At 58.2% G+C, this 25,652-nt stretch carries 21 protein-coding genes, 1 tRNA gene and 3 pseudogenes; 14 read left to right on the plus strand and 11 right to left on the minus strand.

Annotation, left to right across the window (positions count from 1 at the left end):
• Position 1: 1 nt before the first annotated feature.
• The 3 genes from ISN39_RS18650 to ISN39_RS18660 all read right to left on the minus strand — a co-directional run bounded on the left by ISN39_RS18650 (position 2) and on the right by ISN39_RS18660 (position 3,677).
• Entirely contained in the window at positions 2 to 1,519 is a 1,518-nt protein-coding gene (locus ISN39_RS18650) for an alkaline phosphatase family protein (protein ID WP_246763249.1), read from the minus strand.
• A gap of 10 nt (positions 1,520 to 1,529) precedes the next feature.
• The gene (galE, locus tag ISN39_RS18655; protein WP_194728472.1) at positions 1,530 to 2,510 is read right to left on the minus strand and encodes a UDP-glucose 4-epimerase GalE; all 981 of its coding nucleotides are present in this window, start codon (positions 2,508 to 2,510) and stop codon (positions 1,530 to 1,532) included.
• Between the two features lie 246 nt (positions 2,511 to 2,756).
• Positions 2,757 to 3,677 (minus strand): nucleotidyltransferase and HEPN domain-containing protein, encoded by a 921-nt coding sequence (locus ISN39_RS18660; protein ID WP_194728473.1) that lies wholly within the window; start codon positions 3,675 to 3,677, stop codon positions 2,757 to 2,759.
• Positions 3,678 to 3,820: 143 nt separating this feature from the next.
• On the opposite strand from ISN39_RS18660, the gene ISN39_RS18665 reads away from it, so the two are divergent.
• A complete protein-coding gene (locus ISN39_RS18665) occupies positions 3,821 to 4,645 on the plus strand; it encodes an alpha/beta hydrolase (RefSeq protein WP_194728474.1) in 825 nt (274 codons plus the stop codon).
• A 48-nt stretch (positions 4,646 to 4,693) separates the two neighbouring features.
• Here the strand turns inward: ISN39_RS18665 and ISN39_RS18670 are convergent.
• From ISN39_RS18670 to ISN39_RS18685, 4 genes and pseudogenes are all read right to left on the minus strand, one after another.
• Positions 4,694 to 5,069 (minus strand): annotated as a pseudogene (locus ISN39_RS18670) (NAD(P)-dependent oxidoreductase); the annotation flags it as partial.
• Positions 5,070 to 5,158: 89 nt separating this feature from the next.
• Positions 5,159 to 6,103 carry a complex I NDUFA9 subunit family protein gene (locus ISN39_RS18675; protein ID WP_194728475.1) on the minus strand — a complete coding sequence of 315 codons (945 nt, stop codon included), beginning with the start codon at positions 6,101 to 6,103 and terminating at the stop codon, positions 5,159 to 5,161.
• 419 nt (positions 6,104 to 6,522) lie between these two features.
• A pseudogene (locus ISN39_RS18680) lies at positions 6,523 to 6,780 on the minus strand (dihydrofolate reductase); the annotation flags it as partial.
• Positions 6,781 to 7,020: 240 nt separating this feature from the next.
• Positions 7,021 to 8,379, minus strand: coding sequence for a GGDEF domain-containing protein (locus ISN39_RS18685; protein WP_194728476.1), 1,359 nt, complete (start codon positions 8,377 to 8,379; stop codon positions 7,021 to 7,023).
• A 411-nt stretch (positions 8,380 to 8,790) separates the two neighbouring features.
• On the opposite strand from ISN39_RS18685, the gene ISN39_RS18690 reads away from it, so the two are divergent.
• Positions 8,791 to 10,227 (plus strand): DUF6880 family protein, encoded by a 1,437-nt coding sequence (locus ISN39_RS18690; protein ID WP_194728477.1) that lies wholly within the window; start codon positions 8,791 to 8,793, stop codon positions 10,225 to 10,227.
• 243 nt (positions 10,228 to 10,470) lie between these two features.
• On the opposite strand, the gene ISN39_RS18695 is transcribed toward ISN39_RS18690, so the two are convergent.
• Positions 10,471 to 11,397, minus strand: a complete 927-nt coding sequence (locus tag ISN39_RS18695) for an HD-GYP domain-containing protein (RefSeq protein ID WP_194728478.1) — start codon at positions 11,395 to 11,397, stop codon at positions 10,471 to 10,473.
• A gap of 1,132 nt (positions 11,398 to 12,529) precedes the next feature.
• On the opposite strand from ISN39_RS18695, the pseudogene ISN39_RS18700 reads away from it, so the two are divergent.
• Positions 12,530 to 13,716, plus strand: a pseudogene (locus ISN39_RS18700) (IS481 family transposase).
• Positions 13,717 to 13,759: 43 nt separating this feature from the next.
• Here ISN39_RS18700 and ISN39_RS18705 read toward each other — a convergent pair.
• Positions 13,760 to 13,849: transfer RNA gene (locus ISN39_RS18705), tRNA-Ser, on the minus strand.
• 303 nt (positions 13,850 to 14,152) lie between these two features.
• Here ISN39_RS18705 and rplU point away from each other — a divergent pair.
• The 4 genes from rplU to ISN39_RS18725 all read left to right on the plus strand — a co-directional run bounded on the left by rplU (position 14,153) and on the right by ISN39_RS18725 (position 16,118).
• Positions 14,153 to 14,470, plus strand: coding sequence for a 50S ribosomal protein L21 (gene rplU / locus ISN39_RS18710; RefSeq protein WP_039846498.1), 318 nt, complete (start codon positions 14,153 to 14,155; stop codon positions 14,468 to 14,470).
• Between the two features lie 34 nt (positions 14,471 to 14,504).
• Positions 14,505 to 14,774 (plus strand): 50S ribosomal protein L27, encoded by a 270-nt coding sequence (gene rpmA, locus ISN39_RS18715; RefSeq protein WP_022717527.1) that lies wholly within the window; start codon positions 14,505 to 14,507, stop codon positions 14,772 to 14,774.
• A 124-nt stretch (positions 14,775 to 14,898) separates the two neighbouring features.
• Entirely contained in the window at positions 14,899 to 15,531 is a 633-nt protein-coding gene (locus ISN39_RS18720) for a GNAT family protein (protein WP_028740006.1), read from the plus strand.
• The gene (locus ISN39_RS18725) at positions 15,531 to 16,118 is read left to right on the plus strand and encodes a GNAT family N-acetyltransferase (RefSeq protein WP_074070049.1); all 588 of its coding nucleotides are present in this window, start codon (positions 15,531 to 15,533) and stop codon (positions 16,116 to 16,118) included. The genes ISN39_RS18720 and ISN39_RS18725 overlap by 1 nt, the downstream gene beginning before the upstream one ends.
• Positions 16,119 to 16,156: 38 nt before the next feature.
• Here the strand turns inward: ISN39_RS18725 and ISN39_RS18730 are convergent, their stop codons facing one another.
• Positions 16,157 to 17,020 (minus strand): endonuclease/exonuclease/phosphatase family protein, encoded by an 864-nt coding sequence (locus tag ISN39_RS18730; RefSeq protein WP_194728479.1) that lies wholly within the window; start codon positions 17,018 to 17,020, stop codon positions 16,157 to 16,159.
• An 84-nt stretch (positions 17,021 to 17,104) separates the two neighbouring features.
• Between ISN39_RS18730 and obgE the strand changes: the two genes are divergently transcribed.
• The 5 genes from obgE (at position 17,105) to ISN39_RS18755 (ending at position 23,323) form a co-directional block, all read left to right on the plus strand.
• Entirely contained in the window at positions 17,105 to 18,184 is a 1,080-nt protein-coding gene (gene obgE, locus ISN39_RS18735) for a GTPase ObgE (RefSeq protein ID WP_194728480.1), read from the plus strand.
• Positions 18,171 to 19,340, plus strand: coding sequence for a glutamate 5-kinase (gene proB / locus ISN39_RS18740; RefSeq protein WP_194728481.1), 1,170 nt, complete (start codon positions 18,171 to 18,173; stop codon positions 19,338 to 19,340). Before obgE ends, proB begins: the two co-directional genes overlap by 14 nt.
• Positions 19,333 to 20,616: a glutamate-5-semialdehyde dehydrogenase gene (locus tag ISN39_RS18745; protein WP_194728482.1), complete on the plus strand. Its 1,284-nt coding sequence runs from the start codon at positions 19,333 to 19,335 to the stop codon at positions 20,614 to 20,616. Before proB ends, ISN39_RS18745 begins: the two co-directional genes overlap by 8 nt.
• A 37-nt stretch (positions 20,617 to 20,653) precedes the next feature.
• Positions 20,654 to 21,238, plus strand: a complete 585-nt coding sequence (locus ISN39_RS18750; protein ID WP_194730253.1) for a nicotinate-nucleotide adenylyltransferase — start codon at positions 20,654 to 20,656, stop codon at positions 21,236 to 21,238.
• 837 nt (positions 21,239 to 22,075) lie between these two features.
• Positions 22,076 to 23,323 (plus strand): pilus assembly protein TadG-related protein, encoded by a 1,248-nt coding sequence (locus tag ISN39_RS18755; RefSeq protein ID WP_194728483.1) that lies wholly within the window; start codon positions 22,076 to 22,078, stop codon positions 23,321 to 23,323.
• A gap of 286 nt (positions 23,324 to 23,609) precedes the next feature.
• On the opposite strand, the gene ISN39_RS18760 is transcribed toward ISN39_RS18755, so the two are convergent.
• A complete protein-coding gene (locus tag ISN39_RS18760; protein ID WP_246763250.1) occupies positions 23,610 to 24,185 on the minus strand; it encodes a hypothetical protein in 576 nt (191 codons plus the stop codon).
• 208 nt (positions 24,186 to 24,393) lie between these two features.
• Between ISN39_RS18760 and ISN39_RS18765 the strand changes: the two genes are divergently transcribed.
• Positions 24,394 to 24,789 carry a hypothetical protein gene (locus ISN39_RS18765; RefSeq protein WP_194728484.1) on the plus strand — a complete coding sequence of 132 codons (396 nt, stop codon included), beginning with the start codon at positions 24,394 to 24,396 and terminating at the stop codon, positions 24,787 to 24,789.
• 24 nt (positions 24,790 to 24,813) lie between these two features.
• The gene (gene modA, locus ISN39_RS18770) at positions 24,814 to 25,608 is read left to right on the plus strand and encodes a molybdate ABC transporter substrate-binding protein (RefSeq protein WP_194728485.1); all 795 of its coding nucleotides are present in this window, start codon (positions 24,814 to 24,816) and stop codon (positions 25,606 to 25,608) included.
• Positions 25,609 to 25,652 lie beyond the last annotated feature (44 nt).

Here is a 25,652-nt window from a genome sequence, read left to right on the forward strand (position 1 = left end):
ATCAGGGCCGGCGCGTGACCGGCCCTTCTTTCGTCAGCTCCGTATAGGCAAGCGTCTGGTCGAGATGCCGCGCCCGGTGCGATAACAGCCTCTCGGCGAACTCCAGGCGCGTCGCTGCGTAGGCTGGATCGGGAGCGAGATTGTTGAGCTCCATCGGATCGGCTTTGAGATCGAAGAGCAGCGGCGGCAGGGCGGCAAAATGCACGTATTTGAACCGTTCGTCCCGGATCACCGCGAGATTGCACTGGTTCGATTTCAGGCCGAAGTGGCGCTCCGCTTCGCCATTGGCGATGTCGCGGAAATCAAATTCAAAGAATGCCGCCTCCCGCCAGTCGATCGCATCTCCATGATCGATGAACGAGCGCAATGAGCGGCCGTCGACATGGTTGGCTGTCTCGACGCCCAAGCTGTCGCAAAGCGTTGGAAAGATATCCGCCGCACTCGTGAAGCGCTCGACCACGTGACCTCTCACCGCCGCTTTTGGGTCGCGTATGACCAGGGGAATGTGATAGCTGCCGTCAAAAAAACCGCCTTTGCCAAGCGTCCAGTGATCACCCATCATTTCGGCATGGTCGGAGGTAAAGAGGATGATCGTGTCGTCCCACACGCCGGCATCCTTCAGCGCCTGCCAGATCCGGCCAAGCTGCGCATCCACCTCGGCAATCATCCCGTAATAGATCGCCCGGATCGCCGCGAAATCCTGGGCTCCCCAGTCGCTGACCGGACCCACGGCGCCATATATGAAGCTGCCCTTGTCGTTCTTCGGCATCGAATAGCTAAGATAAGGATGCACCGCCTCTTCGATCTCACGGCTTTTCGCCCGTGAAAATTCCGGTCCGTCGTCCGGTTTGAACATCCTGCCAAAGGGCTCAGGCACCGAAAATGGCGGATGCGGCCGCAGGAAGGAAACGTGGGCAAACCACGGCGCATCCTGTTCGCCGAGCCAGCGAATGAATTCGCCGGCAAGAAACGCAGTCTGCGTTTCTTGCCTGGAGTAAGCGGTCGGTTCCGCCGAAATTTCGCCGCGGGCGGCACCAGGCGGAACATGGATGTCCCGGCTGACTGCATCGCGGTGCCCGCGTGAACGCAACCACGAAAGCCACTGCTTCTCGTGCTCGGGCAGGAGCTGGCGCGCGGTAAACCCTGGCAGCAGACCTTCGTAGGTCTCAAGGTGCGGGTCGTTCCTATCAAGTTCGCGCGGGTCAGGCGCGGTATCCGTATAGCCGAACAACGTCGGGTCATAGCCCGCACGCCTTGCCGCCACCGCCAGGTTGTCGAAGCGGCGGTCGAGCGGCGAGCCGTTCCGGCAAACCCGGTGGTTCATCTGGTAAAGGCCGGTGTAAAGCGTCGCCCGCGCCGGCGAACAGGGTGCCGCACCGGCGAAGTGATTGCGAAAAAGAACGCCCTCCCTTGCCAGCGCATCGACATTCGGCGTCCTGACACAGGCGTGGCCGGTGGCCGAAAGACAATCACCGCGCCATTGATCCGCGGTGATGAGAAGGACGTTCGGCCGCTTCATGAAAGCCGCCTCAGTGATTGGATCTGGAATGCCAGTTCCACGCCGACTGGATGATCTGCGAAAGATCATATTGCGGTGCCCAGCCAAGCACATCGCGGGCCTTGTCGTTATTGGCAACCAGCGTGTGCGAATCGCCTTCCCGGCGCCCGATATATTCGACCGGGAACGGCCGCTTCGACACGTCTTCGATCGCCCCGAGCAACTCCTTGACCGTCGTGCCCGTCCCCGTCCCGAGGTTTAGCGCAACGGAATCGCCGCCCTTCAACAGATATTCGACAGCGCGCACGTGCGCATCCGCCAGATCGAGCACGTGGATATAGTCGCGCACGCAGGTGCCATCGCGTGTCTCGTAGTCGCTGCCGAAGACCTTGAAACCCTGCCGGCGGCCGAGTGCCGCATCGATTGCAAGCGGAATGGCATGGGTTTCGGGCTGATGCCACTCGCCGATCCGTCCTTCGAAATCTGCGCCCGCTGCATTGAAATACCGCAGGATCACGGATCGGAGACCCTTGTACTGGTCGTAATCGGCGAGCGCCTGCTCGACGATGTACTTCGTCCGTCCGTAGGGATTGATCGGCACCTGCCGGTGCGCCTCGTCGAGCGGCACGCTCTGCGGCAGCCCGTATGTCGCGCAGGTGGATGAGAAGACGAAAGCCTTGATGCCGGCCGCCTGAGCGGCCGAAAGCAGGGTCAGCGTCCCGATAACATTGTTCTCGTAGAAGGAAACAGGATCCTTCACCGATTCGCCGACTTCGATCAGCGCTGCAAAATGCAAAATCGCCGAAGGCTTGTGCTTGGCCAGAACCTCCTCGAGCCGGGCGCGATCACGAATGTCGCCCTCCTCGGAGGGACCCCACCTGACGAATTCGCGATGACCATTCGAGAAATTGTCGAAGACGACGGGTTTGTAACCCTTGTTCGCCAGATCAAGGCACGTATGAGAGCCGATATAGCCGGCTCCGCCGACCACGAGAACAGTTTCACCTGCCATTTATCACCTTTGTTGCCACATCGGATATGAGAGACTTAGAGGAGATCGACGGCAAGAAAAAGAAGGAATCCGCAAAACGTGCTGCAGTGCACCATGCCGATGGCCGTAGAACCATTGCGATACCTGCTAAACAGCGCCAAAAAATTTTTTGAATGGAAGCTTGGGCCAAGCGCAATTGAGCTCGCGTCCAATGCGTGGCATCCCATTCCTCGGGTCGTTGCTTGGCGCAACCCAGCACCAGAATATCTACGGCTCGTTAGCGACCCCGTTTGGCCCCTCCAGTTCCGCCAGGCGCTCCTTGCAGATGGCTGCGACGAGGCGGTGAAGGTGCTCCGTCCGTTCAAGCAGCCAACCGAGGGCTTCTTCGGTGATCTCGAAGTGCTTTGAATAACGCGCCTTCACATACGCTTCGTTGAGGATGTTGTACCAGGCGATATAGCGGTGCTGGTCGCGGGGCCAGGCGTCGATAAGCCGGCGGTCTTGGTCTTCAGCCAGACCTCGCAGGAATTTCAGATTGTGCGATGGTGGGCTGTAGTTCGTTAGCGTCAGAAGCAATGCGGAATAAGCCGACTCGACTGACTGGTGCAGAAGGAATGCCGCCTCCTTCTCGCGTGCTTTACTTAATGCATAGTGGGACGTATCGAGTAACCCCGTCGACGCGAAAAACCGATTTTCAAAATGCTCCTTCGCTACTCTCAGCGCATCGGCAGCCGAGAGCTTTTTCGGTTCGGCGAGCTGCCGCTCGTCGAGCTCGTAGAGCACGATGCCCTCGCGCAGGATGTCGACGAAGAAATACTGGCCATCGGCCAGGAAGTTGTTCACCTCCCGGGCGCCATGGACGATCAGCCCGACCGGGGTTTTGACCTGCTTGTCCCACAGCAGCCGGTCGGTCGCCTTGTCCCAGTATTGCGGCTCCGCCAGCTGCTTGGAATTGACGATCACCAGGATGTCGTAGTCGGAGCGGTAACCCTTCATCGTGTGCGGCTCGTCGACCCAGGTGCCGCGGCAATACGAGCCAAACAGGATGATCTTTAAGATCCGGCCGCGCTTCTTGAAGGCGGCCGACGTGCCTGATAGCGCATCGGCGAACTCCTCATGGATGATCGCAACGACGCGGGCAAGCTCGCGCTGCTTTTCTTCCGGCAGATGTTCCAAGGACGATCGCATGGGTCCATCGATAGGCCAAAGACGATTCGCCGTCCACTACTGGAAGCGATAGGATTCGCGCGGTTCCGCTTCATTCGGGAACGGAATGGCTTCGCCGGAAGAGGTTCTGGACATTCGACGGACCTACGTTTGGACATGTTGTCGTGAGCGTCACCAAACTCGTGCTGATCTTGCCGCTGATGGCGGCCTTCGCCTATGTGTCGCTTGTCGGCCTGATGTATCTTTCACAGCGCGCCCTCCTCTATCCGGGCGCCAGCCCTACACTTGCTCCAGAGCACGCGCGCTGGGGCGAGAGCATCTTTATCAGGACGCCCGACGGAGAGACGCTTCATGGACTCTACCGCCGGGGCGAGTCCGGCAAGCCCTCTGTGCTCTTCTTCCTCGGAAATGCTGATCGGGCCAGCAACTACGGCTTCCTCGCGGAGGCGTTGGCGGCGCGGGGCATTGGCCTGCTGGCGATTTCCTATCGCGGCTATCCGGGATCGACCGGCTCGCCGAGCGAGGACGGGCTTCTGACCGACGGCATCGCCGCGTTCGATTGGCTTTTTATACGCACTGAAGGCAAGATCGTTGTGCTGGGCCAGTCTCTGGGCAGCGGCGTCGCCGTCAACACGGCGGCACAAAGGCCGGCTGCGGCCGTCATCCTGGTGTCCGCCTACCTGTCGGTCCTGTCGCTCGCACAGACGTACTACCCGTTCGTTCCGGTTGCGCTTCTTGTCAAGGATCCCTTCCGCTCGGACCTCAGAATAGCGAAGCTGAGGCAACCGAAGCTGTTCATCCACGGCCGGCGTGACGACATCATCCCGCTTTCTTCGGGCGAAGCGCTATATCGCATCGCTCCCGAGCCAAAGCAGATGCGGATATATGACGGTTCTGGTCACAATGATATTTGGTACGACGACACGATTGGCGAGGTCATCCGCTTCGTGGAGGCGCTGAAAAGAGACATCACCACGGCCGCCCCATGACGGCTTTAGCTGCCATTTCGCCGTTGTGTCTAGGTCAGCCCGCCGAGATCATTTGTTCTTGAAGCGGGCCGCTTCTTCGGACCCGCCCGTCACATCACCGGCACTATAGGAATGTGCGCCGGCGCCGGCGAGCCGTCCTCGTCGACGATCAGGTATTCCTCGAGAATGGGCCGTCCTTCGAACCAGCATTCGAGAATCTCCCGCGTTCCGGCCGCACCGCGCCTGCGCGGACAACGAGGTTCCGGAAATGTGCGGCGTCATACCGTGATGGGGCATGGTCCGGCACGGATGTTCTTGCGGCGACGGTTGCGGAAACCAGACATCCCCCGCATAGCCGGCCAGCTGACCGCTTTCCAATGCTCTGGCAACAGCGTTGCGATCGCAGATCTTGCCGCGCGGTGTTCACCAGATAGGCGCCGCGTTTTCACTGGTCGCATCTGGCCATTGCTGTAATCCTCCTGTTGAGTCATGCCAACCTCGCGAGCAGCAACAGGTTGCTCGCGAGGTTCCGGCTCAAGCCTCGTGCTCAATCATATGGACGAGTTCCTCGATGCCGCGGGATTGGATGCCCAGTTCTTCCAGGCCCGGAAGATCGTTTGCCGCGACATTGTCACGCCGCATGAGATCGACTTGGTTGCGCGTAAGGGACACGGCGGGAAGAAACTCCGCAGCAGTCGCCACTATGCTCCATACCGCGAATGGCACGGGCACAAGCCTGCTTCGCGCGTTGAGTTGAGTGGCGATTTCCTGGACGAGTTCCCGATACGAATAAATGCGCGGACCGGCGCACTCGAAGATCGAAGCATCCGTGTAATACTGTCCTGAGGCCAAGCGGCTCACGGCTTCCGCCACGTCCTCGACATAAACCGGCTGCAACCGAGTGCCGCCTTCTCCAAACAGCGGATAGATCGGGAGGATACGCACCAGCCTCGCGATCGTTGTGATGAACGTGTCGTCGGGTCCCGCCATTACAGAGGGACGGACGATCACTGCGCCTGGAAACGCCGCCTTCACCACCTCCTCGCCGCGGCCCCGGGCCCGGATGTAATTCGAACGGGATTTCGGATCCGATCCAATGCCCGAAATCTGGACGAACATCTCGACGCCCGCATCCCGCGAAGCGGTCGCCAGATCGGCCGCGGCTTCTACATGGACACGCTCGAAGGTCTGCTCACCGCGCTCGACATAAAGGCTGACCGCATTCACAACCGCGCGAGATCCAGCCACGGCAGCGGCGATCGAGGATGAATCGAGTATGTCCGCCTCGATCTCCTGAGATGGCCTCTTACCGAACACGTTGTCCAACTTATATTTGTGCGGATGGCGCGAGATGGCACGTACATCAACAGCCTTGTCCAGAAGCCTGGTTACGATCCGCCGCCCGAGGAAGCCCGTTCCGCCGAACACTGTCACAATGTTTTCGCCGGCTAGATCATTTCGACCAGGTTGGTTAGTCATCTTGCTCCCTAAGACCATCACCTAGCAACGCATCGTCGCGTTCTCCGCGTTTACCAGAATACACCTCAGCTCTTGATCCCGCTCGGCGGGATGAGAGTCTCTGGTTCCGCGAGTCCTCGCTGGCTGCCGAACCATACGGTAGCATCCCATTCTACGGCCGATAGCAGGCAGGAATTCGAGGTAGAGGCGAGGAAACGTTCCCAATTGGCATCCGTTCCGCGAACGTCCCCAATCGCAATTAAAGGGATCGATGGAGGTCGGCTCAGGGTCATGGCGTCACGTGGATGACCGTGCGACAAACGGACCCTTCGGGTCGAGAGGTGACCTTCGCGGCATCCCCAGCAAGGTCCGGATGTGGGCGCGAAGCTGCCGCTCCGCTTCGAACCTGAAAGCTCCGGAACAGGTAGTTTTCTGACGGATTTCTCGGCCTTCAGCTCTCGGATCGCGCCCTCGAGATCATCCTCAACAAGCGTGGCGTTGGGGCCGACCGATTTCAACGAGCGCGAGACGACCCATTTCGGCTGGCTCCGCCACGCCGCCGCGAAGGCGTGTTGCTCTGCATCCCACTCAGGATGATCGTCGTCCCAATAATGCATGACCTCATACATTTGGCGACCGTACACACTGCCTGCCTGCCCCTGGGCAAAGGCATGGTGAGGGGCGTCAAAAAGCTCCAGAGTTTTTCGCCGGCGAAGATCATCAGCTTAAATTGACATTTGGAGCAAGTTACAAACCCAAGCACCGTGCACTTGCCACCGCCTCTTAGCTTACCGATGGTCGCCATGTGATCTCCAACGGGTTGTTGGGATTGCGCAGGACGCCCTAGGAAGTAGCTGTGGGCTATATCGACCACTGTGGGCCACGCTACATCCGTCGCGCTGGCAATCGAAGACGTGGAGATTTCGATCTTTTGTGCGTTAGACGCTCGCGGCTGTGGGTCTGCTAGACGGCCGCGCGGTCTTGCTTTTCATCGCACCGGCTGATCCCAAGTGTTTTTCCTGAATAGACGATGCCAAGGCCACCTGGTTGCGCCCGGCAAGTTTCGCGAGATAGAGGGCTCGATCAGCTCGATCGATTGCGGCATCCACTGAGAAGTCGGAAAGATCCAACTCTGCGACACCAAAGCTTGCTGTGACTTTGCAATCGAAACCTAAGTCGACCCAGCGTCGGGTCGCAATCTTTTCTCTCAACGTCTCTGCAATCTGAGCAACTTCTATTTCGGATGCGTCCAAAACAAAAATTACAAACTCTTCTCCGCCAAAGCGCGCGATATGCGTCTTTTGATTTTGGATTTTTAACAGCTCTTTCGAAACTTCAACAATGACGTGATCGCCGGTTGCATGCCCGAAGCTATCGTTGATTTTCTTGAAATGATCGATGTCGCAAACAATGATCGCGCCGGTGAGCAGCGTTCCCCCGCTCGATCTTTGAGTGGCCTGCTCAAAACCTCGACGGTTCAAGAGACTGGTCAGCGGATCCTGCTCCGCGGCATTACGGTGTCTGTTGACGGCAGCAGCGGTCATTGCTGCGATTGCCGAGAACGGAAAGAGCATGCAGACGGTTATCGTCGAAACGTGGACGGAAAGATTGTAGGCAGAGTGCAGGAAGTCAGCCATCTCGTCGCTGGTCTGGATGAGAAAGGTGAAAACCACGCCTCTCACGAGACAATCGATCACCACAAGTGAGCTCGCGATAATGAACGCAACGTCTGCTGCGAACTTTGCCCTACTTGCGGCAAGCCAGATGGTCGATCCGAGTAGGCAGGCAAACACGATCTCAATCAGAAACAGGTCCCAGCGCAGACTAGGGATGATCAAGACGAGATAGGTATGCGGTGCCAAAAAGCCTATTGCCAGTGCGCGCCGCGTCCATTGCCACAAAGGTTGTTCAAAATGAATAAGGATCGCGCTGCCATAAGAGTAAGCCGCGCCAATGTATAAAATGCCTGAGGTAAATTGGTCGAATGTCGGTTCAATCGGAAACGACGAGAGAGCAAAGCCGCTCGCGGTCTGCGCGAAGCCCGCTCCCCACTGCCATGACGAAGAAAGTCCAATACGCCATAGAAGAAGAAAGACGAAAGCCATGATAAGGAAAAGGCTCGACGGGAGGTAAAAGATAATGTTTTGCATTTCCATGGCGTATAATGTTCCGTCCGGCACACCTGCAACGCGGCCAGGAGCGCTCAAAATCAATAGACAAGGCGGATCATCCACTAGAAAGGCGGTGATATTAATCTGAACGCAACTCGTTAACAGAGGGTTGTTCGTTTTGGGCAAGACGCTCCCCGACAGATTAGGCTAACCGCCGGAGACCTAGTTTGCGAGTCCGCGAGATCAACCTCGTTTACGAGGACTATCGGTTTGCGATGTTTGAGTTCAGAAGGGCTCGCCAGCGATTGCGACCTGGAAACGGCAAAGAGGGCCAGCGCAATGGCTAAGCGCGTCGAGTGCTTCAATTCATCATTATGCGTGAGCTTGCCAGCGCCTCTGAACTTTCGATCGTCTTCACGCGATCTCCAATGAATATTGAAGGATCAAGCGGGGGATGCCCTTGGAGGGGAACCAAGGATTACCCGGCACTCATCGATCTCAACCAAGGGAGAGGCGCCGTCGAGAGGTGGAACCCTCTGTTGGCCCGGATGCCAGCGACCTGTATGGTTCTTCGCTCTTGATACCTTGGAAAAATGGATGGCACCGAAAACGACCCTGAACGCCAAAAACCTGGAAGTGCTGGGCGCCGAGAGGCTGGCCGAGTTGCTGATCGAGATCAGCACGGGCAGCGCCGCGACCAAACGCCGGCTGCGGATCGAGCTCGCCGGAACGCAGAGCAGCGCTGAAGTTGCAAGGGAAGTAACAAAGCGGCTTTCATCGATCGAGCGCTCCCGCTCCATGATCAACTGGCGCCGGGTGAAGGCCTTGAAGAGCGATCTGGAGACGCAGCGGCACGTGATCGTTGATACGATCGCCAGCGGCGATCCGGACGAGGCGCTGGAGGTGATGTGGCGCTTCATGGGCCTGGCGCGTTCAATTTTCGAGCGATGCGACGATGGCAACGGCACGATCATGGATGTCTTTCATCAGGCCGGCGTTGATCTGGGCACGATAGCGAGCGCGGCAAGACCGCACCCGCGCCTGCTCGGCGAACAGACTTTCCGCGCGCTGCAGGACAATGACCACGGACAGTATGATCGCCTGATCGAGAATCTGTCGCCGGCGCTGGGTGCGGAAGGCCTCGACCGGCTGAAGTCGTTGTTCGACGATTTGGCAAGCACGCCGGTCGATACTTCAACTGCGGCAGGCCTTGTCGTGATCGGTTGGCCAATCAGTGGCCCGGTTTACGAAGACGAAATCAATCTCCGCCATCGCGACAGAACCATCAGGTCAGCATTGGAGCAGATCGCCGATGCCCAGGGCGACGTTGATGCCTTCATCGCGCAGCAGAGCGAGCAGGCGAGATCCGTGCCGATGATTGCGGCAGAAATCGCCCAGCGACTGCTGAAGGCGGGCCGGGCCGGAGAGGCATGGGATGCCATAAATCGCATTGAGATGAAGGGCCGACAATCCCCGTTCGAGTGGGAAAAAGCCCGCCTCGATGTGCTTGAAGCTCTGGGGCGGAGGGACGAAGCGCAGGCCTTTCGCTGGCAGTGCTTCGAACAATCGCTGAACGAGCGGCACCTGCGAGCTTTTCTGAAGCGCCTACCGGATTTCGATGATCTCGAAGCAGAGGAAAACGCCTTCGATTGTGTGAGCCACTTCTCGGATGTCCACCAGGCGCTCGCCTTCCTGCTGTCATGGCCGGCGCTCGACAGGGCTGCTACGCTCATTCGCGCGCGTGCAGCCGAACTTGATGGCGATCACTACGAACTTTTGACACCGGCGTCCGAGCATCTGCAGGAGAAGTATCCGTTGGCAGCGACCATCGTCCTGCGGGCTATGATTGACTTTACGCTCGATCGAGCGAAATCCAGTCGCTATCGCTTTGCCGCGCGACATCTCGTTCAATGTGAGCGACTGTCGACGAAGATTTGCGACTTCGACACTTTTACGTCACATCCCGGCTATGTTGCAGATCTGAGGGGCAAGCACGCGAAGAAGGCCGGATTCTGGACGGCCGCAGGACAGTGACGAAGGATCATCTGCAACGGCACCAGCCAGACGCCCTCTTAGTCTTCTGATTGTCGCCATGTGGTCTCCAGCGGATGTTGAAGATCGCGCGTAGGACGCCCCCCGGGAGGTGAGCCAAGGATTATCCCGGCATCCTCACCTATTAAATCTCGCATGTCTTTATTCACTGCTCGGCGAGCCGGATCGACTTTTGAACTCCTGGAACGGGTTTTCTCCTCGGCAAACCATCAGACCAAACTGCACTTAGTTAATCAGGCTTCCGAGCCGCAGGACCAGTCTCCTGTCGAAGAGATGTCCCCTATCGAACATCCACTTCAGCGCTTCTGTGCTGGTCCATGCGCGCTTGTAGGGGCGGACGCTCGTAAGGGCGTCAAACACATCGCACACGGTGCATATGCGAACAGGTAAACTCAGTCGATCAGCTCGAAGGCCAAGCGGGTAGCCGCTTCCGTCAAGGGCTTCGTGGTGAAATCGGCAGATTTCGAGAATCAGGTCAGATACCTCCGGATGCTGCTTAAGGCGGAGGTAGCCACGCTCAGGATGGGTGCGCATTACATGCCGCTCGGCGTCTGTCAGCTGTCCGCTCTTGTTGAGGATAGCGTTGGGTATCAGCAACTTGCCAAGATCATGCAACAGCCCGGCTATGGTTAATTCCCTTGTCGTTTCCTCTCCCAGGTCCGACAGGTGGCCGAGCCCCGTCATGAGCCCGCTGACCGCGAGCGAGTGGATATAAGTTCCCTCATCCTTGGTCTTTAGCCGCGTGACCTCGACCAAGACATGGGGCGAGGCGATTAAGGAAGCGGTGATGTTCATGGCGGCGGGGGCGAATCGATCGATATCGAACTTGCCTGATTTGATCTCGTCAAAACCGTCCCGCAAAGTCGCGGTTACTTGAGATACCGCATGCTGGATCCGTGTGCGCTGGTCTGATTCACGCAGAGACGTGGGCTGGACGTGTTCGTCCGGCTGGCGGCAAACAGGCAAGCCGCAATCGACATTGCTTTTTGCACGGTTGATCAGAACGTATTCCGCCGAAGAGGCGAGTATGGAATGCAGGGCGGAATCCGTTTCAAGCAGGAAGCGTCGTCCGGAGAACTCCAAGTCAGCGCATTCTACCGCTTCAATATACATTCCTTTTCGAAGCAAGGATTTTCGGATACGCAGAACCACGATTAGCGACTCCTCACGTCTGCTAATACTTCTCCTTGTAAGCGTATATCTAATATCTAATAAAAGCGTTACGTGCTTCGAACTGCTACTGCGTTCTTGGATGACAAGTGCCTCCCGCTGTGTCCCAGATCAGCGCCCGAGGCAAATCGCGGTTGATTGAGAACGGGAGGATTTCTGGTTCAACGTAGCCTGCAGCGAGGCTTCATACTGCGCCGGCGCACTTGTGCTTGCCATCGGCCTCTGCGCTATGGAGGCGGCAGAAATCCCGAACGCAAGTTAGAAAATCCAAATCTCCAGATTCCAATGCGTATGGAATAAGGAAGCGTGCGCTACTCATTATCGAGCCGCTAGCCTTTGTAGAATTCGAGATGGCTGCTTCGCATAATGAGTGATGGTATCCAGAGCCGCCAAAGAGAAGGATCCCCTTTTCTCGGCAAAATCCCAGGTAACGAAACACGCTAGAATAAAAGCAGCGATGACGTATCTCATCGCATTCTTATATACGGAGATGCTTAAAGCAACGTAAAGCACGGCCTGCTCGCCCCGCTCGTCGGGCATGAGTCGTCGCTGAACGCCACATATGCAAAAAAAGAGAGAATAGAAATGCGAATGATGCTCAACGTTTCGCTTCCCGTTGACAAGGGAAACGCAGCAATCAAAGGCGGCGCCTCGTCACCAAGATTCAATCCATCCTTGCTGACCTCAAATCCGAAGCGGCCTACTTCACTGAATTCGACGGGAAAAGAACGGGCCTGATTTTCTTCGACATGACGCACACCTCGGAGATGCCGGCCGTTGCTGAGCGATGGTTCCTTGCGTTTGATGCCAGTGTTGAGATCAAGGCGGTCATGAACCGCGATGACCTGGCAAAGTCCCGGCCCGGGATTGAGAGGGTAGTCGAGACCTTCGTCTGAATCACATCGCAGCGGCTTGCATAGCGCCCAACCATAACGGACGCGCCGTCAGCGTGGCCCTGCGATGATTTGTGATCGTAGCCACTCAACGGCAAAAGCTCTCGGCAGATGCCGAGGCTTCACAACCACTTGATTTAAAAGTGCCCGGCCTGAGAGATAGGTGACGTTTCGTACCGGAGACATGGGTAACACTTTTCGCTTTTTGGCGGGAGGTGTTGATGCCGTGGAAAGAGACTTCGGTGATGGAGGAACGTCTACGATTTGTCGCCCGGCTACTGGAAGGCGAAGGCATGAGCGATGTGTGCCGTGCATTCGGCATCTCGCGCAAGACCGGCTACAAAATCTTCAATCGCTATAAGGACGACGGCCTGGAGGCGCTGACGGATCGGTCTCGACGGCCGGTGCGTTATGCCAACCAGCTGCCTGAGCCGGTCGAGGCGATGATCGTCTCGTGCAAGAAGACAAGCCGCATTGGGGTGCCAGGAAGATCAGGGAGCTTTTGGTGAAGCGCCTGGCCGGCGATGTGCGCGTGCCGTCGAAGAGTACGGTGCATGCCGTTCTCGATCGACATGGTCTGGTCGCCCATGCCCGCAAGCGGCAACGACATCGAGCCGAAGGGACAGCCTTGTCACAGGCATTACTGCCGAACGATCTTTGGTGTGCCGACTTCAAGGGCGAGTTCAAACTTGGCAATGGTCAATACTGTTACCCATTGACGATCACCGACCAGGCGTCACGTTATCTTCTCGCCTGCGAAGCCTTTGAGTCGACGCGAGAACGGGCTGTCTTCGACGCGTTCGGCCGGCTCTTTGCAGAATACGGCTTGCCCATCGCGATCCGCAGCGACAACGGCTTGCCTTTCGCCAGTCCAAACGGGCTCTACAATCTGTCTAAACTGTCGGTGTGGTGGCTGAGGCTCGGGATCACGCTGGAGCGCATCAGGCCGGGCCGTCCCCAACAAAACGGCCGGCATGAGCGCATGCACCTGACGCTGAAGAAAGAGGCGACCAGACCACCCGGCAAAAACATCCTCCAGCAGCAGGCCCGCTTCGATGCTTTCGTCAGCGAATTCAATCAGGAGCGGCCGCACGAGGCGCTCAACATGAAGGTGCCGGCAGATCTCTACGCCGCTTCGTCACGCCTCTATCAGGGCCTGCCGGAGATCGACTACCCCTTCCATGATCGGGATGCGCTGGTGACCAATTGCGGCCGCATCTGCATCTATCGCAAGAAGATCAACATCCCGACCGTGCTGGCCGGCCAGAAACTGGGGCTCAAGGAAGTCGACGACGGCATTTGGCTCGTCAGCTTCATGCATTATGATCTGGGATATATCGACCTGGAGCAGAGGACCTTGCAAACCATCGACAACCCGTTCGGCACGAGGTTGTCACCCATGTGTTAGGTACGTTTTGTTACCTATGTCTCCGGTATGGACAAAGAAAATCTGGCGGAGAGGGGGGGATTCGAACCCCCGATGCCCTTGCAGGCATGCCGCATTTCGAGTGCGGTGCATTCAACCACTCTGCCACCTCTCCGCGGGGCTGGCCGGCGCTTGTTTCGCGCGGGCTGTCTCATAGCGATCAAAAGGCGAGCTGGCAAGACGAAATTGTAAAGCTTTTCATCCTTTTGCCTTGACAGCTTTTTGACACTCGCGTATCTCGCTCACGCAATAGGCATGGAGAAGTCCGTGCCTTGCCAGCCTCGCGCCCGCGCGGGGTTTCACCGGCAGACAGAGTTCCGGGCGAACGCCCTGAAATCCCTGCTTAACTTCGACTGATAAGAAGACAGCCACCTGCGGTTTGCGGGGAGAGCTGGATCGAACATGAAAGGATCAAAAAATGTTCGCAGTCATCAAGACCGGCGGTAAGCAGTACCGTGTGGCAGCCAACGACGTGCTGACCATCGAGAAGCTTGAAGCAACCGCTGGCGACTCCATCGAATTCACTGAAGTCCTCGTAATCGGCGAAGGCGCCGACGCTGCGATTGGTGCTCCCTTCGTCAAGGGCGCTTCCGTCAAGGCCGAAGTGGTCGAGCACAACCGCGGCAAGAAGGTCATCGCCTTCAAGAAGCGCCGTCGTCAGAACTCGAAGCGTTCGCGCGGCCATCGCCAGCATCATACGGTCGTCCGCATCACGGACATCGTGGCTGCCAAGTAAGATCACGGGACTAAAGGTTTAAAGGAGAACTCCAATGGCACACAAAAAAGCTGGCGGTTCGTCGCGTAACGGTCGTGATTCCGAATCCAAGCGCCTTGGCGTGAAGAAGTTCGGCGGCGAAGCCGTCATCGCAGGCAACATTATCGTGCGTCAGCGCGGTACGCAGTGGCATCCGGGCGCCAATGTCGGCCTCGGGAAGGACCACACCATTTTTGCGCTTACGGCAGGCAATGTGGACTACCGAACGAAGGCCAATGGTCGCGTGTACGTGTCTGTAATGCCGAAAGCGGAAGCAGCGGAATAAGCCGGTAGCGCTCAAAAACAGCCGGCGTCTCATCGACCCGGCTGGCCGTACCAGGTTCAGTCCAGAAAACAGGGGAGATGGGGCGCCATCTCCCCTTTTTCTTTGTCCATAAGGAGGACTGAACATGCAAGGCGAACTGATAAGGGTTGACCAATCACGGTCACCCCAAGAACGGCTGAGGCCGGAGCGGTTAAGGACCGACTGCCCTGTCTTGTTATCGGAAAGGCTCGTCATGCGCGCGCCCCACGAGGAAGACATTGACGCCCTTTCCCATCTCGCCAACAACGCCAAAGTCGCCACAATGGTATCGCGTATGCCGCACCCATATACCGCCAATGATGCAGCCGACTTCGTGCGTCGGACGAAGAATGGCGAGATTGGTAAGTGCGTCTATGCCATCACCAAAGCTGAAAACGGCGCCTTCATGGGGTGCTGCGGAGTTGAGCCGCATGCTGACGGGCGTACCGTCGAAATCGGCTATTGGCTCGGTGAACCCTATTGGAACCAGGGCTATACGACCGAAGCATGCCACGCTCTGGTCGATATGGTCTTTCGCACGCGCGAAAACGTCGATCAGATCGATGCCCGTTGCCGGGTGATGAACATCGCATCGCGGCGGGTTATCCAGAAGTGCGGCTTCCAGTTCCAGGGCTCAGGCCTTGCCGCGTCTCTGGCACTCGGCAGCAACGTGCCCGTGGAATGGTACCGGCTCGACCGGAAGACCTGGATGTCGCTGAGAAGTTGGGGGAGCCTGTGATGAGCGCCGCCATCTTGCAGCGACCCAAGAGCGAGCAAGTGACGCCCGGCCCCGTGCCGGTCGTCACCACGCCCCGGCTGACGCTCCGCCCGCACAGGTTGGCCGATGCGAATGCAATTGCGGAATCGCTGTCCGACTTCGCAATCACTCGCATGCTTGCCCGCGTGCCCGCGCCCTATGACAGGCAGGACGCGCTTGATTGGCTGGTTCCCGTGACGTCCGGCAGTCTGCCGGATTGGCACTTGGCGGTCACCGATGGCGACGACACGCATTTGGGCGTCGTCTCCGTCGAGCTCCGCCACGGCCGCTGGCACCTTGGCTACTGGCTGAACCGCTACTTTTGGCGGCGCGGCTATATGAGCGAGGCTGTCGCAGCCGTGCTGGAGCGCTTTTCCCGGCGGATGCCGGAAAGCGCCGTTCATTCGGGCGTGTTCGCGGACAATCCAGCCTCGCTGAGATTGCAGGAAAAGCTCGGTTTCCGGATGACGGGATGTGCGGAGATCTACAGCTTCGCCCGCAACACCATGGTATCGCACGTCGAAACCGTGCTTCAGCCCGGCGCTCTGCAGATCACGAAGGCTGCCTGACCAGACAAAAGCACCGCAGCCGGCGCTGCGGTGTTTTCCTATCCGCCGATCTCGATCCAGACAGGGAAATGGTCGGAGCCTACCGAAGCTGTATCCACATGAGCAGATTTCAGGCGGCCATGCAGGCCGCAACTGACAAAGCAGTAATCGAGATGCATGCGCTTGCCGTGATTCTTCGGGTCCATCCAGCTATAGCTTGCGGGCGCATAGCCTTCGAGCGCGGCCAGCGCATCGACGGGTGTTCCGATGCGCGGCACGCGGCCGTAATATCCGTCCTTCGTCCCGGCAAACGAGCAATATTCCGGCGATTCCGGCACCATGTTGAAGTCGCCCAAGATGACGTAGTCTTCCGGAAGCGGCAGATCCGCGATCTCGAATTCGCAGGCACCCGACAGGCAACCGCCCTCGAACGGAAACGCATTGATGCGCTCGTTCAAATAGGCGAGCTGGCGGATACGCTCGTCGGGCGAAACGTGATCGAGATGAACGGAATAGACGCGAAGCGCGCCTTCCGGCGTATTAATGACGGCCTCGGTCGCCCCACGCTGCAGATTGATTTTCGAAACAGTGCGGCTGCGCGGCAAAAGCAGGGTGCGCGCCGACAGGATCGGCCAACGCGAAAGGATCATGTTGCCGAACTGGAAGCGCGTGCCGCGCGGCGGAAAACCCTCTTCACCGGCGTCGACATGCAGATCGCAGGCCGGGCCATAGACCCAGAAATGGTTGGGAAAGAAGGCCGCGAGATCGGCCGCCATGTCGGAAAAATCGTTTCGCGAGAAGCCTCTGGTCACCTCCTGAAGCGCGATGATATCCGCGCCATCGAGACTCTCCGCAATACGGCCGAGATCATAAATCCCATCAAGACCGAAGCCGTACTGTATGTTATAGCTCGCAAACTTCACGATAATCTTTGACCTTAGCTTGAACCGCCTATATCGAAAGCGGCAGGATGGGGCGCGTAAAAAGCCACCGATGATGGAAGTAAAATGAAATTTCTCGACGAAGCAAAGGTCTATATCCGTTCCGGTGACGGGGGCGCAGGCAGCGTCTCGTTCCGGCGCGAGAAATTCATCGAGTTCGGCGGACCGGACGGCGGCGACGGCGGACGCGGCGGCGATGTCTGGGTTGAAGCCGTCAACGGCCTCAACACGCTGATCGACTTCCGCTACCAGCAGCATTTCAAGGCCAAGATCGGCATGCACGGCATGGGCAAAAACCGCACCGGCGCCAATGGCGACGACGTGACGCTCAAGGTCCCGGTCGGAACACAGGTGCTCGAAGAAGACCAGGAAACGCTGATCTGCGACCTGACGGAAGAAGGACAGCGTTTCCGGCTTGCCGCCGGCGGCAACGGCGGCTTTGGGAATGCGCATTTCAAGTCCTCGGTCAATCAGGCACCGGATTGGGCAAATCCCGGCCTGCCTGGCGAGGAAAAGACGATCTGGCTGCATCTGAAGCTGATTGCGGACGCCGGCCTCGTCGGTCTGCCCAATGCCGGAAAGTCGACTTTCCTGGCGGCAGTCACCCGCGCGCGGCCGAAGATCGCCAATTATCCCTTCACCACGCTGCATCCGAATCTCGGCGTGGCAACCATCGACGGACAGGAATTCATTCTCGCCGACATCCCGGGGCTGATCGAAGGCGCGCACGAGGGCGTCGGCATCGGCGACCGGTTCCTCGGCCATGTCGAGCGTACTCGCGTGCTGCTGCATCTGGTCTCGGCCCAGGAGGAAAAGGTTGGCAAAGCCTATACAACTGTGAAGAACGAGCTTGAGGCCTATGGTAACGAACTGACCGACAAAGCGGAAATCGTTGCGCTCTCACAAATCGACGTGCTCGATGACGCGACGCTGAAGAAGAAGACGAAGGAGCTCGCCAAGGCTTGCGGCAAGACGCCGTTCCAGATTTCGGCCGCAACGGGCAAGGGCATGACCGAGGTTCTGCGAGCTTTGCGCGACATCATTGTCGAAGCGAATGCGGGCGGCGAGAAGCCGGCCAAAGCGCCGAAGCTGCGGCATCGCGACATGATCGCGGCCGACGAGGACAGAACGGATGACGACGCGTAAGCCGCTCGAACGCTACCGCCGCATCGTCATCAAGATCGGCTCAGCACTCCTTGTTGACCGCAAGACCGGGCTCAAGAAGGCATGGCTCGATGCGATGTGCGCCGACATCGCCGGTTTGAAAGCAAAAGGCGCGGATGTGCTCGTCGTCTCCTCGGGCGCTATCGCGCTCGGCCGCTCAGTGCTCGATCTGCCTTCTGGAGCGCTGAAACTGGAGGAAAGCCAGGCGGCCGCAGCCGTCGGCCAGATTTCGCTCGCGCGTGCCTGGTCGGAAAGCCTATCGCGGGATGAGATCGTGGCGGGCCAAATCCTGCTGACGCTCGGCGATACTGAAGAACGCCGCCGCTATTTGAACGCCCGCGCCACGATCAACCAGTTGCTGAAGATCGGCGCTGTTCCGATCATCAATGAGAACGACACCGTCGCGACCAGCGAAATCCGATACGGCGACAATGATCGCCTCGCGGCCCGTGTCGCAACGATGACGGGCGCCGACCTGCTGATCCTTCTATCCGATATCGATGGGCTTTATACGGCGCCGCCGCACCTCGATCCAGGGGCGGAATTCCTCGAGACGATCGCCGAGATTACTCCGGAGATCGAAGCCATGGCAGGCGGCGCCGCTTCCGAACTGTCGCGCGGCGGCATGCGCACGAAGATCGACGCCGGCAAGATCGCGACGACGTCGGGCTGCGCAATGATCATCGCTTCCGGCAAAACGGATAGCCCGCTATCGGCGATTTCGAACGGCGCACGTTCCTCCTGGTTTGCACCCTCCGGCACCCCCGTAACCGCCCGCAAGACCTGGATTGCAGGTCAGTTGCAGCCAGCCGGAGAACTGCATGTCGACGACGGCGCCGTGGCGGCGCTGGGTGCGGGCAAGAGCCTGCTTCCCGCCGGCGTTCGCAAGGTGATCGGGCTTTTTAGCCGAGGGGACACCGTGGCAATCATCGGCCCTTCTGGGCGCGAGATCGCCCGCGGCCTCGTCAGCTACGACGCAGAAGACGCCCGCCAGATCGTTGGCCGCAAATCAACGGAGATCGAAGCGATCCTCGGTTATCCCGGCCGTACTGCCATGATCCATCGCGACGATATGGTGATGACGTCACAGGTAAATTCGAAATCGGAAAGACAGAAGAAGGACACGGCCCATGCTTGAGACCGTTGTGCACAGCCCTGACATTGACGCGCTGATGAACGACATCGGCCGCAAGGCCAAGGCTGCGGCACGACCGTTAGGCTTTGCGTCCACCGAGGCCAAGAACAAGGCGCTGAATGCGATGGCCGACGCGATCCTCGCAAGCAAGGAGCATATCCTTGCCGAAAACGCCAAGGATCTGAAGGATGTCGCTGGCACCGATATGCTTGCCTCCTTCATCGACCGCCTGACACTGAATGACCAGCGCATCACGGAAATGGCGGAAGGCATTCGGGCGATTGCCGCGCTGAAGGACCCGGTCGGCGAAGTGATCGCCGCCTGGGATCGGCCGAACGGACTGAAGATCGAGCGGGTCCGCACACCTCTCGGCGTCATCGGCGTCATCTTCGAAAGCCGGCCGAATGTGACGGCAGATGCCGGTGCGCTTTGCCTGAAGGCAGGCAATGCTGTGATCCTGCGATGCGGTTCGGATTCGCGCCGTTCGTCGCAGGCAATCCATGCCTGCCTCGTTGAAGGGCTGAAGGCAGCCGATCTTCCGGAGCATGCCATACAGCTCGTTCCGGTTTCGGACCGTGCCGCCGTCGGCGCCATGCTGCGGGGCTTGGAAGGTGCAATCGACGTCATCGTGCCGCGCGGCGGCAAGAGCCTTGTCGCCCGCGTGCAGAACGAAGCTCGCGTGCCGGTTTTTGCTCACCTCGATGGCCTTTGCCACATCTATGTAGACAAGTCTGCCGATATCGAAATGGCAAAGAGGATCATCGTCAACGCCAAGATGCGCCGCACAGGCATCTGCGGTGCCGTGGAAACCCTGCTTGTCGACGGCGCTGCAATCGGCACGCATCTGACACCGCTTCTCGAAGTGCTGGCCGAGGCCGGCTGTGAAATCCGCGCATCCGCGACGGTGTTGAAGGTTGCCCCGGGCATGAAGCCGGCGACCGAGGAGGATTGGTCGACCGAATATCTCGATGCAGTCATTTCCGTCGCCGTCGTGGACGGCATTTCCGGCGCGATCGCACATATCCAAAACTATTCGTCGAACCATACGGAAGCCGTGATCGCGGATGATCCGGCCGTCGTCGAGCGATTCTTCACCGAGATCGATTCGGCCATTTTGCTGCACAACGCTTCCACACAATTCGCCGACGGCGGCGAGTTTGGCATGGGTGCGGAAATCGGCATTGCGACGGGCAAGATGCATGCCCGCGGTCCTGTTGGTGTCGAGCAGCTTACCTCCTTCAAATACCGCGTGCGCGGCACCGGACAAACGCGGCCCTGACGTGACGACAGACGAAATAGACCGTCGCTACCTTCGGATGCCGCACACCGAGCGCGGCATGGTCGTCGGTCTTTTCGGCGGATCCTTTAATCCACCGCACCAGGGGCATGCGCTGGTTGCGGAGATCGCCATACGGCGCCTTGGCCTCGACCAACTTTGGTGGATGGTGACGCCTGGCAATCCGCTGAAGGACCGCAATCATCTTGCGCCGCTTGCCGAGCGGATCGCACTCAGCGAAGCGATCACAACCGATCCGCATATCAAGGTGACTGCATTCGAACAGGCATTCGGCGTCAGTTACACGGCAAATACACTCGCCAGGGTAAAGGCGCGCAATCCAAACATCCATTTCATCTGGATCATGGGTGCCGACAGCCTGCAGGCCTTCCACAAATGGCAAAAGTGGCAAGTGATCGCGCGCACCTTCCCGATCGCCGTCATTGATCGACCCGGGGCGACGCTTTCCTATCTCTCGTCGAAAATGGCAAAGACCTTCGACTTCGCCCGTATCGACGAGGACGATGCCCGTGTGCTCTGGAAAAAATCCGCCCCTGCCTGGACCTTTATTCATGGCCCGCGATCGGCATTGAGTTCGACCGCTATTCGCAAAGCGGCTGAGTAGCGGCAATTTCAGGAAGGCTGACAAATGAAAAGCCCGACGGGGGAGGATCCGTCGGGCTTTATAAACTTGATCGACAGCTGGGAGGAGGAGTGCTGCCGACCCATATCTAACGGCTTTGGGAGGAGGAGATCGCCGTTTCGATAAGTATGTTTTATCACAACTTCAGAAAACTGGAATATCGTATATTGCATTGCAGCAATGCGATGGGCGCAAGGCTCCTCGAATTCACACCGCAGTGTTGCCGCTTTTTGCGGCATTGGGAAGATGGCTTAACCCGTTTGCACAGTAGACCCTTCTCATAGGATATCCACGTGAGCGGAATCCTAGTCCAAAAACGAGGGCGGAGCGGTCCTCAAGCCGGAGAGGGCGCAAAACCAACGAAGATAGGATCAGGCCAGATACGTCAAGCGATGTCGCGTCACGCCGTAGCGGCTGCCGACTGGTCCACATATGTTCGGGTTTAGTTAGCAAACACGACCACGGCAGGGCAGCATTTGGCCCGACGCGGCCTGCGATGCTGGAGCAATTGGGTCTGGACTCCCGAGCCGCCTGCCAACCGACTCCGCCTACCTCGGCCACCTTGGCCCTCGTAGCTCGGAGCACCTGCCCGGCGTTTTCCGCGTGACTGCTACTTGCCGAACAAATTGATGACCTGCGCATGAGCACTTGCGCTGGATAAGTCCAACTGTTCCCGGATCCGCAAAAGCGGGAGCGTTTCGGCATACGGGTAGGATTTGTATTCTTTGGGATACGTACAATTCGAATGAAAGAGGCAATCAATCGTATATCGCTAACATCTAATGTGTCGGCTTGGCTACTCGGAACTGGGGCACACCAATGCGTGAAGTTCTCAAACGGCATGTCGATCGATTTATTCGCGACGAGGTGGGCAACTTTGCAATCCTGACTGCGGTTGCAATCGTTCCCTTACTGGGGGCGGCTTCCGTCGCGATCGACTTCGTTAATGCCAGTTTCGAGGCTGACAAGTTGCAGGAGGCGCTGGACAGCGCCACGCTTGCGGCGGTGCGCCTTTACGGCGAGGGCTACAGCGAGGCGGAAGCCACTCAATTGGCGAACGAAATGTTCTTCGGCAATTACCAAGGGGCGGGTGCCGTCTCTCAGGGCAAGGATGCAATCACCCCGGCAGCGGAACCTCCATCTTTGCATATCGCCTATTCCCTGGCGGGACAGCAGGTAATGGCGACGGCTGACTATGCAGTCAACTACCACCCGGTATTCCTGACTCGATTATCATTCCCTATCTCCCGCCGCAGTAGCACCGCTTACCAAGCGGGCAACGAAGCCTGCATTCTCGCGCTCAGCCCGACGGCAGATCGCGCCTTCGAGGTTACCGGCAGTTCGAAGGTCGACACGTCGAAGTGTGCGATCACCGCGAACTCGCGCAGCAACGAAGCCATCTATGTCGGTGGATCAGGAAGCCTGAAGACGGAATGTCTTTATACGCCAGGCAAGGTCTCCGCCTCGCCGTACAAAATCGATCTCGAATGCGACAAGCCGTACGAGGGAACGGCAGCGGCCCTTGACCCGTTCAGACTCAAAACGATGCCGAAAGCAGGGACGTTGGCCAAGAACAACGGCTCGGGCGAACTGGAGCCCGGGACGTACAAGGGTCTCCAAATCAAGGGCGCTGTGAAGCTGCAACCCGGTGACTATATCATCGACGGGGGCAAGCTGAGTTTCGGGAGCCAGTCGGTCATCACTGGCGAAGGGGTCACATTCTTCCTGCTCAACGGCGCTGAAATCGACATTCATGGCGGTTCGACCGTTAACGTCACTGCCCCGACATCGGGGCCATGGGCGGGTTTCGTTATCGTCGCCGACCGCGACAACACTGCCTCCGCAGTGATCAATGGCAACAGCAACTCGAACATCAGCGGCATCATCTACATGCCAGCAGCCGAAGAAGTCGATTATTCCGGCAATGGTACGACGTCTGGCGACTGCGTCCGAATCATCGCCCAGAAAATTACCATGACCGGCAACAGCACTTTCAAGCTCGATTGCAAGTCGGAACTGGCGAACAACGAGATCAATAATCTCGGCGCCGTCCGGCTTGTCCAATGAGGGTGTGACACACGGCGACGGACGGCTTTGCCAATGTTTGCTGCCTCCTTTTGTACGAATGCCGGCTCCACCGCTCCTTCGGCCGGGAGGTGGCGATCCTCTGGCCCTCGTTCAGCTTGCGGTCGAAAAGCGGAAGCAACGTGAGAAAAAGGGTGATGACTACGCGGCAGCCTATGTCTTAGTCCTTCTCGACGAGAGCAGGCAGAATGCCCATCTCCTCCCCGACGATGCGGAGCAGGTCTGCAAATTCTGGGTGCCGGTGCAGGTAATCAGCCATTAGCAACTTTCAAGTCGGCAAGGACGTCTCTGAAGAACTTCTTCGCGCGCACGCCGCCATAGTCTTCAGCGCCTGCCGCAGGGCATCCTGATCGAGCTTTCTGGCTTCTGTCCTCACCCGCTCAAGCACCTGAGTTTCGTCTTCGGCAAGCCGCTTGAGATTGTTGACCAGATCGACGAGCAGGAACTCTTTCGTTGCAACCGCTGGAAATTCAGGCTTCATCCGGAAATCGTAGAGCCGGTTTCCAAGCTTGAAGCGGCCATGCCGCTTCCTGTTGTAGACGACGGTTTCATTGTAAAGCTGCGTGGCGCCGACACCGAGAGCATTATATGCATTCGGCGTCAGCATCAAAAACCGCTTGTCCTTGAGAAACGCTTCGACCAGATCGTGGTCGTTAGCCGGGGCGCGACCGAAGGCCGTCGTTTTCGGGCGCAGGTAGACACCGCCGGAGAGCTTGGTCAGCTCGCCGGCGTCCAGCAACTTCCGGAGATCTCGGTCCACAGACGTCGTCCATCGTGTCAGGTCCGCCCTGCGGTAGACCTTGCCCGGGGTCAGATGCTGTTTCAGTTCCTCTAATCTGGCCATGTTTTCCACCTGTCCTTCAAAACAGGACTTGGTGCGCGCATTGCAAGTATTTTCATTAAAAAATCATGCACAACCAGTGGACATACAACCACCTACGCTGCCCGCCTGCCCTAATAGTTCTCCCCGCTGTGGATTGCGTTTGCTGTCTTTTGCCGTGGTTGCATGAGACCAGTTTCGTAGCGTCCGGCGAGAGATAGTCGAGCGCAGAGTGCAGGCGCTGCCTGTTGTAGACCGCCTCGATGACCGTGACTTCAGGCCTGGCTGGGTTGAAGGTGTCATCGAATTCGATTGCCCGTGCTCGGCCAGTCAATTCCATTGCGAGCCGGCTGTCGGCTACCACATGCGGCAGCATATGTCCTCCGTCGACGCCGAAGAGGCGAATTTCACCGACACTCTCCTTGATTTCACCTGCCTTCAGTTGGGTACTATCACCCCTGATCAGGTTCTCATCGACCGCACGCCCCAACCGTCGGCCATCTCAAGGGAACCGGCTGTACTGCGGCAAGCCGCCGTCCGCCTGGCCGATGTCAAACAATCTGGAAGACGATATATTCCTCAAAACATATCCCTAGCCAATTCTATCGATATCGATATATTCCTCTGAATATTTCGAAGGAGAATTGAAGGTATGCATAATCGCCGGCAATGGATGAAACGCGTCGTCGGGATGTTTTCCGTGGCCTGGATTGGCGTTGCCGGGCTGCTGCCGCAACCAGCAGGCGCCACAGATAGAATTACCGTCTTTGCGGCGGCGAGCCTCAAGAATGCGCTTGATGCCGCAAATGCAGCCTGGGCAAAGGAAAGTGGCAAGGAAGCCGTCGCTTCCTATGCAGCGAGCTCCGCACTCGCCAAGCAGATCGAAAGTGGCGCACCAGCCGATATCTTCATCCCCGCCGATCTCGACTGGATGGACTACGTCGGCAAGAAAGGCCTGATCAGGGAAGACACCCGCGCAGACTTCCTTGGCAACCGCATCGTGCTGGTGACCGCCAGCGATAAGGCAAGGCAGGTCGATATCAAGCCGGGTTTCGATCTTTCCGGTCTTCTTGGCGATGGCAGGCTCGCCATGGGAGAAGTGACATCCGTCCCCGCCGGCAAATACGGCAAGGCCGCGCTCGAAAAGCTCGGCGTCTGGACATCGGTGGAGCCGAAGATTGCCGGTGCGCAAAGCGTGCGCGCTGCTCTTGCGCTCGTCTCCCGCGGCGAAGCGCCTTATGGCATTGTCTATCAGACAGATGCGGCGGCAGATAAAGGCGTCGCAATCGTCGGCATGTTTCCAGCCGATTCGCATCCGCCGATCATTTACCCCATCGCCCTGCTTGCCGCCAGCAAGAACCCGGACGCGGTTGCCTATCTAAAGTTTCTAAAGTCGGAGAACGCCGCCCGCTTCTTTACTGCGCAGGGCTTTACGATCTTGAAGTGAATAGGGATTTTATCCTCCAGCTTCGAACCGATCTATCGGAGATA

The organism is Rhizobium sp. 007, from assembly GCF_015353075.1.
Taxonomy (GTDB): domain Bacteria; phylum Pseudomonadota; class Alphaproteobacteria; order Rhizobiales; family Rhizobiaceae; genus Rhizobium.